The sequence below is a fragment of the Thermocladium modestius genome (assembly GCF_055398215.1).
The window spans coordinates 1,169,629-1,184,385 of the sequence record NZ_AP043731.1; the positions used below are offsets into that span (position 1 = coordinate 1,169,629).

Genomic DNA, 14,757 nt, shown 5'->3' on the forward strand with positions numbered 1-14,757 from the left:
GCAATTAATCATTGATTTCCACGTGCGTTTCGACATTCAAGGCGTAGACCTGCATTTACTGATTCATCTTTGTTGCGCTGTGAAAGACCTGCATTTACTGATTCATCTTTGTTGCGCTGTGAATTTAGCATTATGTGGGGGGCCTCAATGCCATTGCGTATTTGCTTTGAGCATTGAATTGGCCAGCTCCAGATCGGCGGCGGTATCTATATCTACCAATATGCCTGGGTTTGGGCTCTCCACCTTAATTAACTGATGCGTCTTCAATAAGCTCTTCAATCCCTCAGTCTCGTTGTTAAGCAGCATAACTTCGGGGAAGAGGTCGCGACCAATAAGTATGGGGTGACCTATCCTACCGCCATGGGTTAAAACCACCAAGTCCTTGCCCTCCCCATGATTCGCCACCAGCAAATCTATATCGCTGCTCGTTATGAATGGATGATCGCCAGGCGATACAACCACTGCATCGGCGTCGATTAACCTGGATAGACCTACCTTGATGCTATGTATCATACCCCACTCCGGCTTATCGTTGATGATTATTTCCACATCCATGTGAAGAAGCGAGGCGTTGATGGGATTGGCCACAACCACTGTTTTATCTATGGCGGCCGCCTGGAATGCATCGATTACCCTAAGCAAGACAGGCCTGCCCCCGACCTCCTTGAATAGCTTGCCGGGGAACCTAGTAGATAGGCCGGCGGCCAACACTATGCCTCCTATCAGGCTGGATCACCTTTGATCAATTTATTTACCAAGTCCAAGTGATGACTCCAATCCTTTATTCCCTTCTTCTTCCTTATTATCTCCGCGATTATGCTGACCGCGATCTCGAGCGGATTATCGGATCCTATATCTAAGCCAGCCGGCATGAATACCCTGCCCACTAACTCGTTGCCGGCAACGCCGTCCTCTCGAAGCCGCTTCAAGAACTCGGAGGCCTTCCTCTTACCTGCCAGCACGCCTATATAATGAGCCCGCGTTTTCACCGCCTCGCGTAGGGCAATGTAGTCATACTCTATATCTCCATGTGCTATAACTATGGAATCCGCGGCCCCCACCCCGGCAAACGCCACCCTCAATGCATCCTCCATGGTTTCCCCATCAATGGTTTGGATGCCCATCCTACCCATCTCGCCCAGGGAATCCTTATTATCATCCACGGCTATGGGTTTCATGCCTGCAGCCGACGCCAAGCTGCCCAGGCGCGCGCAACGTTGCCACTGCCCACTATTATCATCCTCTCCCTGGGCAGTAGGAACTTTATGAGGACCGTGAACTTGCCTCCACATATGTGGCCGGTGTCCACTTCCCCCTCAGATGCCTTGGCTCCGAAATTAATGGTTATCCTCCTGGCGCATACTCGCCCCTTCTCAGCGAATCCATAACGGCATTAACTATGGGCTCCTCCGTTTCGTACCCGCCTATTGACCCCATTTTCTCGCCATTAGACATCACTATCATGAGCGATCCAGGATCACGCGGAGCCGAGCCTACCTTATCTATCACAATGCAGAGGGCCGCTATCTCTCCCTTACCCACCCTATCCAACGCCTTACTTAGAATCTCCACCTCTGAGATACTCGCTCGCCCTCTTCACAGCGCTTATTATTGATGAATAGCCCGTGCAGCGGCATATATTCTTTATGCTCTCGCTGAGGAGCTCTTGGTCGGCCTCCTTACTTACATTGGTTAGGAAGTCGTAAGTCACCATAATGAAGCCATGCGTGCAGTAGCCGCACTGCATGGCGTACTCCTCAAGAAACGCGCGTTGTATTGGGTGTAGCTCGCCGTTCCTCGATAACCCACGGACGGTGGTTACGGAGCCCCCATCTGCTTGAACTGCCAATACCAGGCAGGACTTCACTGATTTCCCATTGAGCAACACAGTACATGCGCCGCACTTGCCCTCATCACACCCTCTATGCACCTCCGTATAGCCATGATCCCTCAAGAAATCCAGCAGCGTTAGCCTGGGCTCCACCTCGTCCACCACCTCAACATCGTTGACCCTAATCTTGACCAATACCTTCTCGCTCATGACCGACCACCCAAGGCCGACTTAACCGCCTCCAGCGAAAACGACTTCGCCGCACCTAGTCTATACCTATCGGATGCATGTATGTCGCTCAATAATCTAGTCCCCTTGATCGATTCATCAATTGACGCATCAATAGATCTCTGTGCGGAATTCAGTGCATCCCCTATGGACTTGCCCTCAATATCGTTTAACTCAATCAAGAGGGGCTTGGCGGTTATACCGCCCACCCCAAGCCTTGCCTCATGCACGACGCCGTTTCCCACCTTAGCGGCAACCGCCGCTATAACTATGGGAAATGCATTGCCTCCCCTCTTTAGAATTGAGTAACCAAACGCATTGTACCTATCGAGGGGTATATCCACCTCGGCGACCAGCTCCGAGGGCTTTATGTCTGTCGTGTAGGAATCCAGCATGAAATTGGATAGCCTAACCCGGCGTTGACCGGCCTTATCTATTATGGACAGCTCCGCATCGGCAACCATTAGGGCCGGCAAGTAATTGGCGGCCGGATCCGCGTGGGCAAGTGATCCACCTATGGTTCCCCTATTCCTCACTTGTAGATCCGCAATCGTCCACGCCGCCCTCGTCAGCATGGGCATGTTCCTGGCTATTGTGGGATCCATGGCTATTTCCTGATGCGTAGTCAACGCTCCTATCTTCAACGTATTCCCATCAATCTTCACATATCTCAATTCATTTATTCCATAGATATCTATGAGATTGTTAAGGAACGACATGCGCAGCCGCATCATAGGCATCAAGCTTTGCCCCCCTGCTATTACCTTGCCTTCCTCCCCCACCTCCGACAATAACTCCAATGCATGGCTCAAGCTAGATGCCCTGTAATACCTGAGCTGCCTTGGATAGCCGCCTATGTACATCACGAGTCACCCCACGCATTCAATAAATCATCTAGACGCAGCGGTAATTTATTTATGGGCCTCCCCAAGGCATTGGAAACCGCGTTGGCTATGGCAACGGGGCTACCCATCATGGGTCCCTCCCCCACACCCGCTGCCTTGGACGGGAAGATCTCCAGGGGCGTTTCCATGTGGAGCACCTCCATGTTGGCCATCCACATGGCATCACCGAGGGAGGGGGATTCATAATCGCTCCAAGTAAGCACCATTGGCTGGCCGTCGCCTCCATACGCCAATTCCTCATACAAGGCTGCAGCTATTCCTTGAAAGACGCCGCCGCGGATCTGCCCATCTACGAATTCCTTCTTATACATCTTGCCGCTATCGTGTATCACCACGTACTTGAGTATCTTAACGTCCTTGGATATGGGATCCACCCTGACCACCGCCAAATGAGCTTGGAACGCGTACATAGCGGAGGAATTTATCTTATCTCCTGACGCTGCCTTCACCGTGGGGGGCTGGTAGTAAACCGTGACGCTTAGATTGGCGTCAACGCCCTTGGGAAGAGATCCTGGATCCCACTGGGCCGCCGCAGCTATTCTTCTAATATCCATCTTGCGGCTTGGATTGGCCGGATCATAGAAGGCTCCCCTATCGTACTTAACGTCGGCGATGCCCAGCATCGCCATAGCTAGCTTGGCCAGCTTATCCCTTAATTGCCTTGCAGCCAATATGGCCGCGCTTAAGACAACTGGGGCAAACCTGCTGGAGTAGCTGCCGCTGGATATACTCCATGGATGCGACGTGTCTATGCGGGACTCCACGCTTATCATCGATTGATCCACGCCCAGCTCTCCGGCGATGGCCTCCGCCAGCGACGTTTCGTGGCCGAGCCCCTCATTGGAGCCATTGACGAATACATGCACGACGCCGCTGGAGTCGAGCGTCAACGTAACGTAATCCCCCGCGCCGGAGTGGGGATACTCCCTTTCCTTGGGATCCACTGCTAGGTCCACGTAACCCAGGTTAGTCACTGATGGCTCTATGAAGGTTGCCAAGCCCACTCCTATGTACTTATCGCGCTCCTTCTCAGCCATCCACTTCTTGTACTCCCTGGCCAGCAGTTCCAGCGCCGCGGCGTAGTTCTGCATAGGGTATAGACCCCCAGTGGGGGTCTCGTAGAACCGCTGTCCCTCAATTACCACGGGGAACTGAGTTATTAGGTTCCTATGCCTGATCTCCAGCGGATCCATGTGCAGTTCCCGTGCCAACTCCTCCATCCCTCTCTCCAATGCGAAGTAGAACTGGGGAGAACCATATGCCCTATTAAGCCCGGTGGGCGATTTATTGGTGAGAACGGCATAGTACTCTACCTCTATTGTCCTCACGTCGTATGGCCCATTCAAGTTACCGTGGTTCCTAAACAATGCGCCCGGCTCAGGCGGGCGTGGATAGGCGCCTTCATCATCGTAGAGCCTCATCTTGATGGCCCTAATACGGCCATCCCTATCGGCGGCTAGCTCCACCTCCCCCTTGCGAGCGGACCCCGCGCTGCTCGCTATGAAGCTCTCTGTCCTGCTCTCCACCCATTTAACCGGCCTGCCGCTTAGAATTGAGGCTGCGGCGGCCAGCGTCATGTAGGGATAAATCTGGTACTTGGATCCAAAGCTACCGCCAATGTCCCGGGGGGACGATAGGTGTATCTTGGATGTGGGCAGGGAGAGCGCCCTGGATATGAAGTAGACCTGCAACATGGGTCCCTGCGAGTTGGCGATTATATCGAGTTCATCCCCCCTCTTCACTGCAATTACCCCGTAGGTCTCCAGGGGAAGTGCAAGGTGCCTGTGGTAGTAAACCTCCGTCTTGACCACGACGGGGGCGTTCCTGAACTCAGCATCCACGTCGCCGAACCTGGTCACCCTATGCATTACTACATTGGAGCCAGCCGATTCATGAATCAAATTATCCCCGCCCTTAACGGCGTCCTCTATTGTCACCACCGGCTTCAGCGGCTCGTAATCGACATTAACCATCTCAGCTAGATCCACGGCCTTATACGGGTCGCTGGCCAGCACCACGGCCACGGGCTCGCCGACGAATCTGGCCTTATCCACGGCGAATGGATAGTACCTTAACGGAGCCTTCACTGCTACTGGAAATGGATTCTTTATAACCTTGAAAAGCTCCATTGGACCGTATGCAATGCCTCCACGGCTAGTCACGTCCCCGAGATCGATAGATTTTATCCTTGCATGAGGATATGGACTCCTCACTATGGCCATATGAAGCGTGCCTCGAGGGGTCGGGACATCATCTATGTACTGCGTGAAGCCCGTCACTGCCCGAAGCCCCTCCCTATAATGCACGGACATATTTGCAGCTTGATTGCCTTTCCCTTTAAAACTATTACTTCTACTTATATCAAAATATTAAAACGACACATATATATTCACTTCAATGAGCAAGGAATTGATATTCTACGCGGCGGCCAGCGATTGGATGAGGACAGCATCCCCCTAATTACTTTGCCAATCTACGCTGCAATCGCTGCATCAAGCTGAGGCCGGAGGAGCTTATTTCCAGCCCCAGTAACTGCGACATCTGCAATGCATTCAGAACGGCTTGGCCATTTGGATGATTGTTGAACATTATGTATAGATCCCCCTCCCTCCCCAGTTCCAGCAATTGAGGAACTCTCTCGCCTAATTCAGCCGGCGAGTAGAGGTAGTCATACCAAACCTCCCTCCCTCTGCCGTGGAATCTTACGTAAGACGTATCCGAGGTTTTCCTGGCAATGAATGGGAGGCCCGGCTCATCAACCACCACGAAGGACGCGCCGTACTTCTCGAGCAACTTGAAGGTGCGATCATCTATCCAAGAGGCGTGCCTGAACTCCACCGCCCACTTAATCCTGCCCTCCAAGGATTTGGCCGCGGCGATGAAGTTTTCAAGCATGCTCAGATCCAGCTTAAGGCTTGGAGGCAATTGAATTAGGAGCACCTTCAAGAGCCCGCCGTCGATAAGAGGAGCCACGGCTTGGAGGAAGATCTTTAGGTCATCTAAGGAGTCCCGTCTCAACCGCTTCTCATGCGTAATTGATTTTGGGATTTTCATGGTTACGTGGAAGCCACGTGGGAACCTATTGATCCATGACTCAACTATTTGCTTGGATGGAATGCTGTAGAAAGTGGAATCTATTTCCACAGCCTTGAATACCTTTATATATGTCGACAATGCACGCCTTATATCGGGGTAAACGGAATCGACCCAGTCCTTATAGCTATACCCACAAGTACCCGCCAGAATCATTGTCGTGCGGAAAACTCAGACCTACTTTTAAAAATCACTACCCGGTCCGGCAATTGTGGGTCGTACCAAGGAGGGGCGGTTTTTGACTTTATTATCAAATTGAATTATTAATGCTTTTTTAATTCCAGTGCCGTGGATTTATCAATGCAGGAGGAACCAACCGATCCCTATTCTAGGGCAATGAATTTGTTGAAGGATATGGAATCCGTTCTATCCGAGTTGTTGGACTCATTGAAGGAAAAAACCAGCATTGAGACCCCCAATGTGGTGGTCACCATGAATGATATAAAGGAGGACCCGGATTCAAACGTGCCGGGAAGATACGATCCTAGCAGCGAAACCATTCTCCTCAACTATAGGGCAGATCTATCAAATGCCATGCACTTGTACTCCCACCATATACAATTGGTTAGGCTGGGTGCCACCAAGTACATATACATCTCCAGCGAGGAGGGACTTAGGCTTCCATGGGTAATGCGCCGCCTCGAGCGGGAGGCCGATCACATGTCGACTCTGCTCATTGGTCAATTGAATCCCAGAGTAAAGATCCAGTGGGAAAGCGATTGGAGGGCTATTGCTAAATCGCTGGACAGAATCAAAGCAATGATTGAATTCAAACGAAAATGGAATGTCAACTACGACGAACTTAGAGGAAGCAGATCCCAATGATTCCCTACCCAGGAGCGTCAGTTAACGAGAACTTGGAAGCTTAGATGGCAATAATAATTTGGTTCATTCTTACATAACCATAATTTCTCCTCATAGGTAATTGGATTAAACGAAACGATGAAACTTCACCCCACCTCCCATCAAGCGCCGGCAGCCCCAAACTCCCGCATTAAATGCTCTCAAGCTCTGCTCCACGCGCGTCGTAAGCCACGCGGCATTGCACCTCCTAAGATAGATCCTCCCACTTAAAAAAATGAGAATTCCCCTCTCTCCTATTCAATGCATTGAGATGAGCAACGACTCCCTCAAACTCTCCAGCAGCTCTTATTAATTAATCCGGCACTTGCAAATAATCTCAATACGCCGCTTCGGAAGGGATTGGCCCGTCGCTGTAGGGGCGACTTTCCTCAATGCATGAACTTGGATAGTGGAACGTCCTCCTCCTGCCACAGCGACATGTCCCTCACCCTGACTAATCCTTGCTGAACCTCTCGTTTGCCTATCAGTACGAATTTGAGGGAGCCCAGCCGGGACGCGTAGTCCAAAGCAGACCTCAAGCTCTTATCGCCCAAGTCAAGTATTACCTTGAAGCCGCGGGACCTCAGAGAGTTGGCCAGCTTAATGCCTATGTCCATCAACGATGGATCCATGGCATACACATAATAATCCACCGGATTACCGCTGGCTTGTGAATTCATGGCCAGGAAAACCCGCTCCACGCCTATGGCGAAGCCCGTCGCCGGCACGTCTTGACCGCTGTATATCTTTATCAAGTCATCATACCGCCCCCCACCCCCCACTGATAATCCATAATCCTTCAGGAACAGTTCGAATACGAAGCCCGTGTAGTAATCCAGTCCCCTCACTATTCCCAGGTTAAGCCTTATTTGCTTCCCAACGCCGTAGCTATCCAACGCGTGGAAGAGGGATTCGTGGTAATTAACCAAATCATCGCCTGCCCCCGCCTCCCTGATAGCATTGCCAGCCTCAGGGAGAGGCACATCTATGCTGGCCGCCGCAACCAGGTTGTGGGCAGCCTCTCTGGAGAGACCTTCATCCATTATTAGCTTCATTATCTCCTCATCGCTTATCTTCCCTCTCTTATCCAACGCCCGCAGAACCCCTGGACGGGATCGGGACGGCACGCCGTTCCTATCTAGCAAGCGATCTATTACCCTCCTATCGCTCACTTTCGCCGTGGCATCCACGGCGCCGGCCTGCTGCAGCGAGATGAGGGATAAGGCGAGTACCTCGGCGTCCGATGCCGTAGTAGATGAACCTATTAACTCAACTCCGTATTGATGGAACTCCCTATAGCGGCCTTGCTGGGGCTCATCGTATCTCCATACCTTCGTAGTATAATAGAACCTAATGGGCTTCGGCAGGTCCTGGCGGTAGGAGACCACCCTGGCCGTGGGGACTGTCATGTCGAACCGCAGCCCGAGTTCCCTGCCCGCCTTATCTTTGAAGTAATAAATCTCATTAACTACGTCGGAACCAGCCTTAGCCTTCAACACCTCGAAATTCTCGACCGCCGGAGTCTCTATTCTCCTATACCCGAAGCTCTCCGCCGCCGCGGAGAACTTAGCCATTAGGCTCACCAATCCATCATATTGCGGCGGCAGCCAGTCATTCATGCCGCGGGGCGGATGTAGCGTTCTTTCATCCATTGACACTGGCCGTGGATGCGCTGTAACTATTTAAGGTTTGGCCGAGGGGCCGACCATGCGCGCGTTGGCATTAGCATCGCTTATTACTGCGGCGATAGCCATCTCCTGGGCATCCATATTGATACTGCTCTCCGGCGCGAATTCCATAACCATCTCCTTCTGGAGACTGGCCATAGCGTCGCTCGCTCTCATGCCGCTTGCCTGGAATAAGCTCAAGTCCATTGAATCCAGAGCGGTGAAGTGGCTCTTAATATCGGGAATAGGGCTGGCCGTGCACTTCGTCACCTGGATAACTTCCCTGTTCTATACAACAGTTGCCGCCAGCACCACGATAGTGTCGACCTACGTCATATTCGTGCTGCCGTTCACCCGATTAGCAGGTCGCAGGGAGGTGACTAGAAACACCGTGGTAGGCACAGCAATGGCATTGATCGGGGTCGCCGTGATAGCATACGGCGATTACGGGGGAGGCTGGGGCTCGGTCTTGGGCGATGCCTTGGCCATGGCTGGATCGATAAGCGGTGCACTATACTTCGTCTCAGGAAAGTCCGCCAGAGAATTCATGGACACGGCATCATATGGAGTCACGGCATATGGCATCGGGGCCATAATAGTGCTTCTGATCGCCTTATTGCTCCACGTAGATGTATTTAGCGTGGGGATCAAGGCATGGCCCTACATCCTTCTATTGGTGGTGGGACCCATGCTGGGAGGCCACACTCTAATAAACTACTCAATAAAGTACTATAGATCCGTTACCGTCGCCACGTCAACGCTCATAGAACCCATTGGATCAACTATCATAGCGTACTTCCTATTGAGCCAGAGACCTCCCCCCGTATCGTATATAGGAATGGCCATAACGCTGGCCAGCATATATATTGTTATCAAAGAGGAGATTGAGGCTGACCGGCGGAGCTCTTCCTGACCGTGACCACGTAGCCATCGAAGTCCACCACAACGATGGGATCCCCCTCCGCCACATCATCCAGGGACTTGGCCCTCCAATACTCGCCCTCCACCTTGACCGTGCCCATTCCTCCTGCCTTGATGGAGTCCACGGCGATCCCCACCTTGCCGGTGGGCAGTATCAGGCGGCGCGAAATGGGTTTATGCGTGACGGCCCTGGTAATGATGTATATTATGTAAGCCACTAACGCCACTATTATGGCTATTTCCACGAACAGCACGACTGACAGCCCGGAGGGTTCGTAGCGTAGCTCGTACGATGGCGCGCTTAGGTTGGGCGCCAATAATACTATGCCCACCACTATTACGGCGGCGCCCACCCCCATTAATATGCCGTGCGCCTTCCCTCCACCGTGCCACTCCAGCGCTATTAGGCCAATGCCTATTATCAACAGCGCGAGCGCGGCGTAGTTTATGGAGAGACCGATTACTATTGGAATGAGAAACACGACGGCACCTATTCCCGCCAAGTATAGATGCATTGTTATCACTCCAACCAGTATTAGTAGAATCGCGAGGAACTCCAACACTTCCTGGGTGACGGGGTTGGATAGAGCCTCATATAATTGAAATGAAATCGAGGGGGAGAGAGGCACGACATTGAGCGATCGAATTATGAGGGGCCTGCCGTTAACTTGCGTTCCATTTATCTGGGATAACAACTCAGTTAGGTTTGAGGCCACCGCGTTTATGACGCCGTACCTAAGCGCCTCCTCTGGGTCCAGGTTGGTATCATTGTATACGCAATCCATCGCAAACGTTGCATTGCGTCCCCTATACTGGGCGGTCTCCTCGAAGTACTTGGCGACGGCGTTGATTATCTTCGGCTGAGTTATGAATGTCTCCTGGCCCGTTAATGGGTTTATCTCGACTGGTTGGCATGATCCTATCACGGTTCCGGGAGCCATGGCGGCCACGTCCGTGGCCAACAGCACAAGCGTGCCCCCGGACCAGGCGTATGATCCGCTGGGGTAGACGTAGCCTATTGTGGTTATGTTGCTGGTCTCAAATAATTGAACTATATTCAGCGCCGCATCAAGCTCCCCACCTGGAGTCTGCATTTCTATCACTACCACGGAACCATTGGGCAGGCCAGAGTATATGCTGGCCAACTCCTCGTACGTAGTGCTGGTTATCTCGCCGTTCAGGTTGTAGACGTACACTGTGGTAGCGTGGAGAAACGATGCCGAGAGCAGCGGCAGCAGCGCTAGGATTAACCAAATGTACCTGCCCAGCATCACTGCCCACTGGTTCCGCCTGCATTGGACTCCTTCTTGCTCAGCGACATTGCTAATGCGGAGAGGGACGTGGCCTCCATTGTGTTGGGAACCACTATTATCATGTTGTGCTCCTTAGCTATCTCCACCAGAGTGTCCAACTGCCTCAAAAGCAGCGATATGGTGTTCTGGGAGTATTGCTGGGCAGCCTTTAGGTATAATTGCCCCGCCTCGTAATCTGCCTGGGCCAGTATTATTTTGCTTCTCCTTATCCTCTCAGCCTCAGCTTGGGCAGCCATGGCCCTAATCAATGTATCGGGCAACCTTATGTCCTTTATGGCTACTGCATTGACCTTTATGCCCCAGGGCGAGGCATGTTCATCTACCATGGTTGCTATCTTCTTCGCTATTTCCTCACGCTGAGTGAGGAGGGTGTCCATATCCACCATTCCTATCACGTCCCTTAGGGTGGCTGCCGCTATGGTTGCAGTTGCGCTCCTGTAATCCGAGACCGAGACCACGGTCTTCAATGGATCTATTATCCTGAGATAAACCGCGGTATCCACGGTTACCTCCACATTATCCCTGGTCAATCCTTTCTGGGATGCCATGTCAATGGTTATTATCCTCAAATCTATCGTCATCACTCTATCTATTATTGGGACGACGAAGACGACTCCAGGTCCATATACTCCTACTAACTTTCCCAATCTGAACTTGACCAGCCGCTGGTACTCGGGCACTATCCTTATGGCCGATACCAGTATCGGGATCACTATTATGAGGATTATGATGACTATCACGGCATCTATTATCAGACCTATTGGTGAAGCCATGTTACCTTTAATTAAATGTAAGTTATTAAAACTTTTGGTATTATCATAACACACTTAAATATCAATCGGTTAAATAAGCGATGCAGAGGATAGAGAAGAAGATAAGGAACTATATAAACGATAGAAACAGGGTTAGGAACGCCATTACCGGCTACCTAAGAAACGTGCTGAATTCATCGAAGGGAGACTGCATAACCATAACCACGGCTAAGATAATGAATGAATACCAACTGCAGAGGCGGGATCTACCGCTGCTTCGATTAATGCTCTGGGACTTCATGGTAAAGGTGGGAACCACGGCTCGAAAAAGCAAGAGAAACGTCTACAAGTACGTGATATGCGGAGAGGATATAGATAAGCTGGAGGCCGCGCTAAACGATAAAGGCAACGCATGATGACTCTCGATCAAACTATTGCCTTAACCGTATCAATGCTATTATCAGTTCTTCCTATCAATATATTATGCGCATAACACGCCATACGGGTGGCGCGGGATACATTGAACGACACGGCCTTATATCTCAAAATGACCAATGGCAGCGCATACTTGCTGGTATCCCATATCTCTATGAAAACAGTATTATCCTTGCCCACCACATGTATCTCCGACCCGTCATACGCGCTTCTCAATATGTACCTAACCCCATTACTGAACCTGTGCCGCTCTATCGAACCATCTAGGCACTCCATGGCTATGGAATTCACAATGTTGCCAGCTACATCAACATGCATTAAAAGCCAAGACGCTTCGTCGCTTAAAAATATACTGCAGATGATCTAGGAAATTATGTATTTGAAGCAGGACGCGAAAGAAATAAATAACGCGCATCGTGAAACGGCGTATGAAGGAAGTAATAGTGGCGCTGGCCACTCCATTTCTAAACGGCAAATTAAACATAGATGGGTTGAGGAACCACGTGGAATCGCTGGTGCGGGCTGGAGTTGATGGGTTCTTCTTAATGGGGACCACGGGGCTTGGAGTAGCCCTAACCACAGATGAGAAGAGAGCCGTAATGAGTGCAGTGAAGGAGGCGGCGGGCAAGAAGCGATTAATAGCCCATGTGGGCGCGGCCGTCATCGATGATGTGGTCTCGACGTCCCGAGACGCCGCCAAACTGGGCATGAATGCTGTGGCATCGGTGCCCCCGCTCTACTACAAGCCCGACGCATCAGCCCTACATAGATTCTACGAGAAGATACGCGAGTCTTCCGGGTTACCCGTATACATATACAATATCCCCCAGAACAGCGGATTCAACGTAGCCCCAACACATGCATCTCAATTGAGGGACGTCGTGGCTGGAATCAAGGATAGCACAGGCGACATAGGGCAGGTGGCCAACTTCGTTGACTTGGGGTTGGAGGTCTTCAATGGAGCTGATCATGCCATACTTCCCTCCCTAGTCATGGGAGCTAAGGGGGCGGTTTCGGCCATGGCAAACGTGATTCCGGAGCTGGAGGTTAGATTGATGAGGGAGTACGAGGAGGGCAACCTGGACAGAGCCGTGGAGATGCAAAGATCCATAACAAGGCTGCGCGATGCCATCAAGAACTACCCCACTCCCGCCGCGTATTACTGGGCAGCCACGGTTCTCAGGGGATACGAGCTGGGCGGCGTGAAGGAACCATTGCGGGATTTAACCGACGAGGAGAAGAAATCGCTGAGACACGAGCTGGAGGGCATCGCTGAATCAGAGGGCATACTCCATTAACCAGCACGTAAAGAACCATCCCTATTGGCTTATTCCTTCATCGTTTAATTTGCTTGATCGCTTGGGGATTGTCTCTGGCGTGGCTTCATTAGGGCTCCTATCACCGCCACTATCAATCCAACTATGAATACGCCGCCTCCTATGAATAGCATTAATATGAATGGAGTTGCGCCTGCTAAGGAACTGGCGGGGATCTCGGAGTAACCGTACCTGACCACCACAGGGGATGAGTAATTATTGACCAATCCCATCGTCAGCGTGGAGTTAGTATCAGAAACAAATGACAATATATACATGCCCGACACAGACTCCGACTGAGAGGGAGTGCCTATCACGGATAGGGGTTTCCCAATCGAATCGTTATATAACAATATGACCAGGGCTGGCGCCTTGGTTATCGTTTCACTTATGTTTATGGACCCGCCGACGCCGAGCGATGCAGGAGGGCCCAGCATCGTCTTATTGACAGAATTAAGCAGTGGACCCAGCGTCCTCGGTATATAATAGAAGGCAATTCCCACCAATGCCACGCCTATGACCAAGATTACTAACCCAGCTATTAATAAATTCTTCCTCATAACGCCTCGCATTAACCAGGCATTATTAATACTTTTCTAGCAATTCAAACCGCTCCCCCCATCAATGTATAGCCGCATGCGAACGGGCTTAACTGGGGGATTGATCATTACTGATCCCCTCCATAATTCTTGCATAGGAGGTGCGAGGATTGGCGCCGGGGCCGGGATTTGAACCCGGGCCCCCTTTCGGGGATGGGATGTCAAGCCATGGGGACTCCAGTCCCACGCCTTGGGCCGCTCGGCCACCCCGGCATCTCCCTGCATTTCACGGGGCAATTTTTAAACATTATCGACGAAGGCCACGATGCTCTTCCCCACAAGGCGTGGGTTGTCGCAGTTCCATTAAAACAGTTCCCGCGTTACTAGGTCCATTATTTCCTGGGGACCCAGATAGCCGAACACCGCCGTGGCGGTTTCTCTGCCGTACTTAGCTATGACGACGGTGGGGGTTCCCTTCACTCCGATGGATTGCGCCGCCAGCTTGCAGTTCTTCACGTTCTCCAACTCCAGCTTAGCCTCTGCATCGTTCACATCGAAGTCCTTGACCAAATTGCCCTTGTTTATCATGTCGCCATAAACAGAATCAATCAGTTTTAGAAAATCATCGGGATTCCTCTTATATATCACCCGAGCCTTTGCATGGAGCATGTCCACCTTATGGACCGGAAAGTCAACATATATTATGTCTATCCCCTTGTTTCTGAGCTCCTTGAAATAATCGCCCAAGTCGGTCTCCATCAAGGCACAGCCGGGGCAATACATGTCGTAGAATATTATTATGGAGCCCTTGGGGTTGCCAACCGCCTTAAAGACCATCCCACACCTGGTGGCTTTTTCCATGAAATCCCTTATATTGGTTACGACCCACCTATCGCTCATGAGATCCCCAACAT

The 14,757-nt window shown here is 51.4% G+C and carries 18 protein-coding genes and 1 tRNA gene; 4 read left to right on the forward strand and 15 right to left on the reverse strand.

Going from position 1 to position 14,757, the window contains the following annotated elements; genetic code table 11:
- Positions 1 to 144: 144 nt before the first annotated feature.
- From ACZ5ZS_RS06055 to ACZ5ZS_RS06090, 8 genes are all read right to left on the reverse strand, one after another.
- Entirely contained in the window at positions 145 to 711 is a 567-nt protein-coding gene (locus tag ACZ5ZS_RS06055) for a nucleotidyltransferase family protein (protein ID WP_188596717.1), read from the reverse strand.
- 11 nt (positions 712 to 722) lie between these two features.
- Entirely contained in the window at positions 723 to 1,178 is a 456-nt protein-coding gene (locus tag ACZ5ZS_RS06060) for an XdhC family protein (RefSeq protein ID WP_464858108.1), read from the reverse strand.
- Positions 1,175 to 1,309, reverse strand: coding sequence for a hypothetical protein (locus tag ACZ5ZS_RS06065; protein WP_464858110.1), 135 nt, complete (start codon positions 1,307 to 1,309; stop codon positions 1,175 to 1,177). The genes ACZ5ZS_RS06060 and ACZ5ZS_RS06065 overlap by 4 nt, the downstream gene beginning before the upstream one ends.
- 35 nt (positions 1,310 to 1,344) lie before the next feature.
- Complete coding sequence (locus tag ACZ5ZS_RS06070) at positions 1,345 to 1,572, reverse strand: XdhC family protein (RefSeq protein WP_464858112.1); 228 nt, start codon at positions 1,570 to 1,572, stop codon at positions 1,345 to 1,347.
- On the reverse strand, positions 1,556 to 2,041 hold the full coding sequence (locus tag ACZ5ZS_RS06075) for a (2Fe-2S)-binding protein (RefSeq protein ID WP_162508613.1): 486 nt from the start codon (positions 2,039 to 2,041) through the stop codon (positions 1,556 to 1,558). The genes ACZ5ZS_RS06070 and ACZ5ZS_RS06075 overlap by 17 nt, the downstream gene beginning before the upstream one ends.
- Positions 2,038 to 2,922, reverse strand: coding sequence for an FAD binding domain-containing protein (locus tag ACZ5ZS_RS06080; protein ID WP_188596719.1), 885 nt, complete (start codon positions 2,920 to 2,922; stop codon positions 2,038 to 2,040). Before ACZ5ZS_RS06080 ends, ACZ5ZS_RS06075 begins: the two co-directional genes overlap by 4 nt.
- Entirely contained in the window at positions 2,922 to 5,276 is a 2,355-nt protein-coding gene (locus ACZ5ZS_RS06085) for a xanthine dehydrogenase family protein molybdopterin-binding subunit (RefSeq protein WP_188596720.1), read from the reverse strand. Before ACZ5ZS_RS06085 ends, ACZ5ZS_RS06080 begins: the two co-directional genes overlap by 1 nt.
- Before the next feature lie 148 nt (positions 5,277 to 5,424).
- The gene (locus tag ACZ5ZS_RS06090) at positions 5,425 to 6,213 is read right to left on the reverse strand and encodes a DUF72 domain-containing protein (RefSeq protein WP_188596721.1); all 789 of its coding nucleotides are present in this window, start codon (positions 6,211 to 6,213) and stop codon (positions 5,425 to 5,427) included.
- A gap of 144 nt (positions 6,214 to 6,357) precedes the next feature.
- Between ACZ5ZS_RS06090 and ACZ5ZS_RS06095 the strand changes: the two genes are divergently transcribed.
- Positions 6,358 to 6,882: a hypothetical protein gene (locus ACZ5ZS_RS06095; RefSeq protein WP_188596722.1), complete on the forward strand. Its 525-nt coding sequence runs from the start codon at positions 6,358 to 6,360 to the stop codon at positions 6,880 to 6,882.
- A gap of 407 nt (positions 6,883 to 7,289) precedes the next feature.
- Here ACZ5ZS_RS06095 and hisS read toward each other — a convergent pair whose 3' ends face one another.
- Complete coding sequence (gene hisS, locus ACZ5ZS_RS06100; RefSeq protein ID WP_188596935.1) at positions 7,290 to 8,552, reverse strand: histidine--tRNA ligase; 1,263 nt, start codon at positions 8,550 to 8,552, stop codon at positions 7,290 to 7,292.
- 55 nt (positions 8,553 to 8,607) lie between these two features.
- Here hisS and ACZ5ZS_RS06105 point away from each other — a divergent pair, with 55 nt between their 5' ends.
- Complete coding sequence (locus tag ACZ5ZS_RS06105) at positions 8,608 to 9,480, forward strand: DMT family transporter (protein ID WP_188596723.1); 873 nt, start codon at positions 8,608 to 8,610, stop codon at positions 9,478 to 9,480.
- Here ACZ5ZS_RS06105 and ACZ5ZS_RS06110 read toward each other — a convergent pair.
- Entirely contained in the window at positions 9,440 to 10,759 is a 1,320-nt protein-coding gene (locus ACZ5ZS_RS06110) for an NfeD family protein (protein WP_188596724.1), read from the reverse strand. The genes ACZ5ZS_RS06105 and ACZ5ZS_RS06110 overlap by 41 nt on opposite strands.
- Positions 10,759 to 11,574 carry an SPFH domain-containing protein gene (locus ACZ5ZS_RS06115; RefSeq protein WP_188596725.1) on the reverse strand — a complete coding sequence of 272 codons (816 nt, stop codon included), beginning with the start codon at positions 11,572 to 11,574 and terminating at the stop codon, positions 10,759 to 10,761. Before ACZ5ZS_RS06115 ends, ACZ5ZS_RS06110 begins: the two co-directional genes overlap by 1 nt.
- Positions 11,575 to 11,654: 80 nt before the next feature.
- On the opposite strand from ACZ5ZS_RS06115, the gene ACZ5ZS_RS06120 reads away from it, so the two are divergent.
- Positions 11,655 to 11,969 (forward strand): hypothetical protein, encoded by a 315-nt coding sequence (locus ACZ5ZS_RS06120; protein ID WP_075059739.1) that lies wholly within the window; start codon positions 11,655 to 11,657, stop codon positions 11,967 to 11,969.
- A gap of 10 nt (positions 11,970 to 11,979) precedes the next feature.
- On the opposite strand, the gene ACZ5ZS_RS06125 is transcribed toward ACZ5ZS_RS06120, so the two are convergent.
- Complete coding sequence (locus ACZ5ZS_RS06125; protein ID WP_188596726.1) at positions 11,980 to 12,306, reverse strand: hypothetical protein; 327 nt, start codon at positions 12,304 to 12,306, stop codon at positions 11,980 to 11,982.
- A gap of 110 nt (positions 12,307 to 12,416) precedes the next feature.
- On the opposite strand from ACZ5ZS_RS06125, the gene ACZ5ZS_RS06130 reads away from it, so the two are divergent.
- The gene (locus tag ACZ5ZS_RS06130) at positions 12,417 to 13,286 is read left to right on the forward strand and encodes a dihydrodipicolinate synthase family protein (RefSeq protein ID WP_188596727.1); all 870 of its coding nucleotides are present in this window, start codon (positions 12,417 to 12,419) and stop codon (positions 13,284 to 13,286) included.
- A 44-nt stretch (positions 13,287 to 13,330) separates the two neighbouring features.
- On the opposite strand, the gene ACZ5ZS_RS06135 is transcribed toward ACZ5ZS_RS06130, so the two are convergent.
- The 3 genes from ACZ5ZS_RS06135 to ACZ5ZS_RS06145 form a co-directional block, all read right to left on the reverse strand.
- Positions 13,331 to 13,864 (reverse strand): hypothetical protein, encoded by a 534-nt coding sequence (locus ACZ5ZS_RS06135; protein ID WP_188596728.1) that lies wholly within the window; start codon positions 13,862 to 13,864, stop codon positions 13,331 to 13,333.
- 150 nt (positions 13,865 to 14,014) lie between these two features.
- Positions 14,015 to 14,116 (reverse strand) — tRNA-Ser (locus ACZ5ZS_RS06140).
- A 90-nt stretch (positions 14,117 to 14,206) separates the two neighbouring features.
- Entirely contained in the window at positions 14,207 to 14,743 is a 537-nt protein-coding gene (locus ACZ5ZS_RS06145) for a DsbA family protein (protein ID WP_188596729.1), read from the reverse strand.
- Between the last annotated feature and the right edge of the window lie 14 nt (positions 14,744 to 14,757).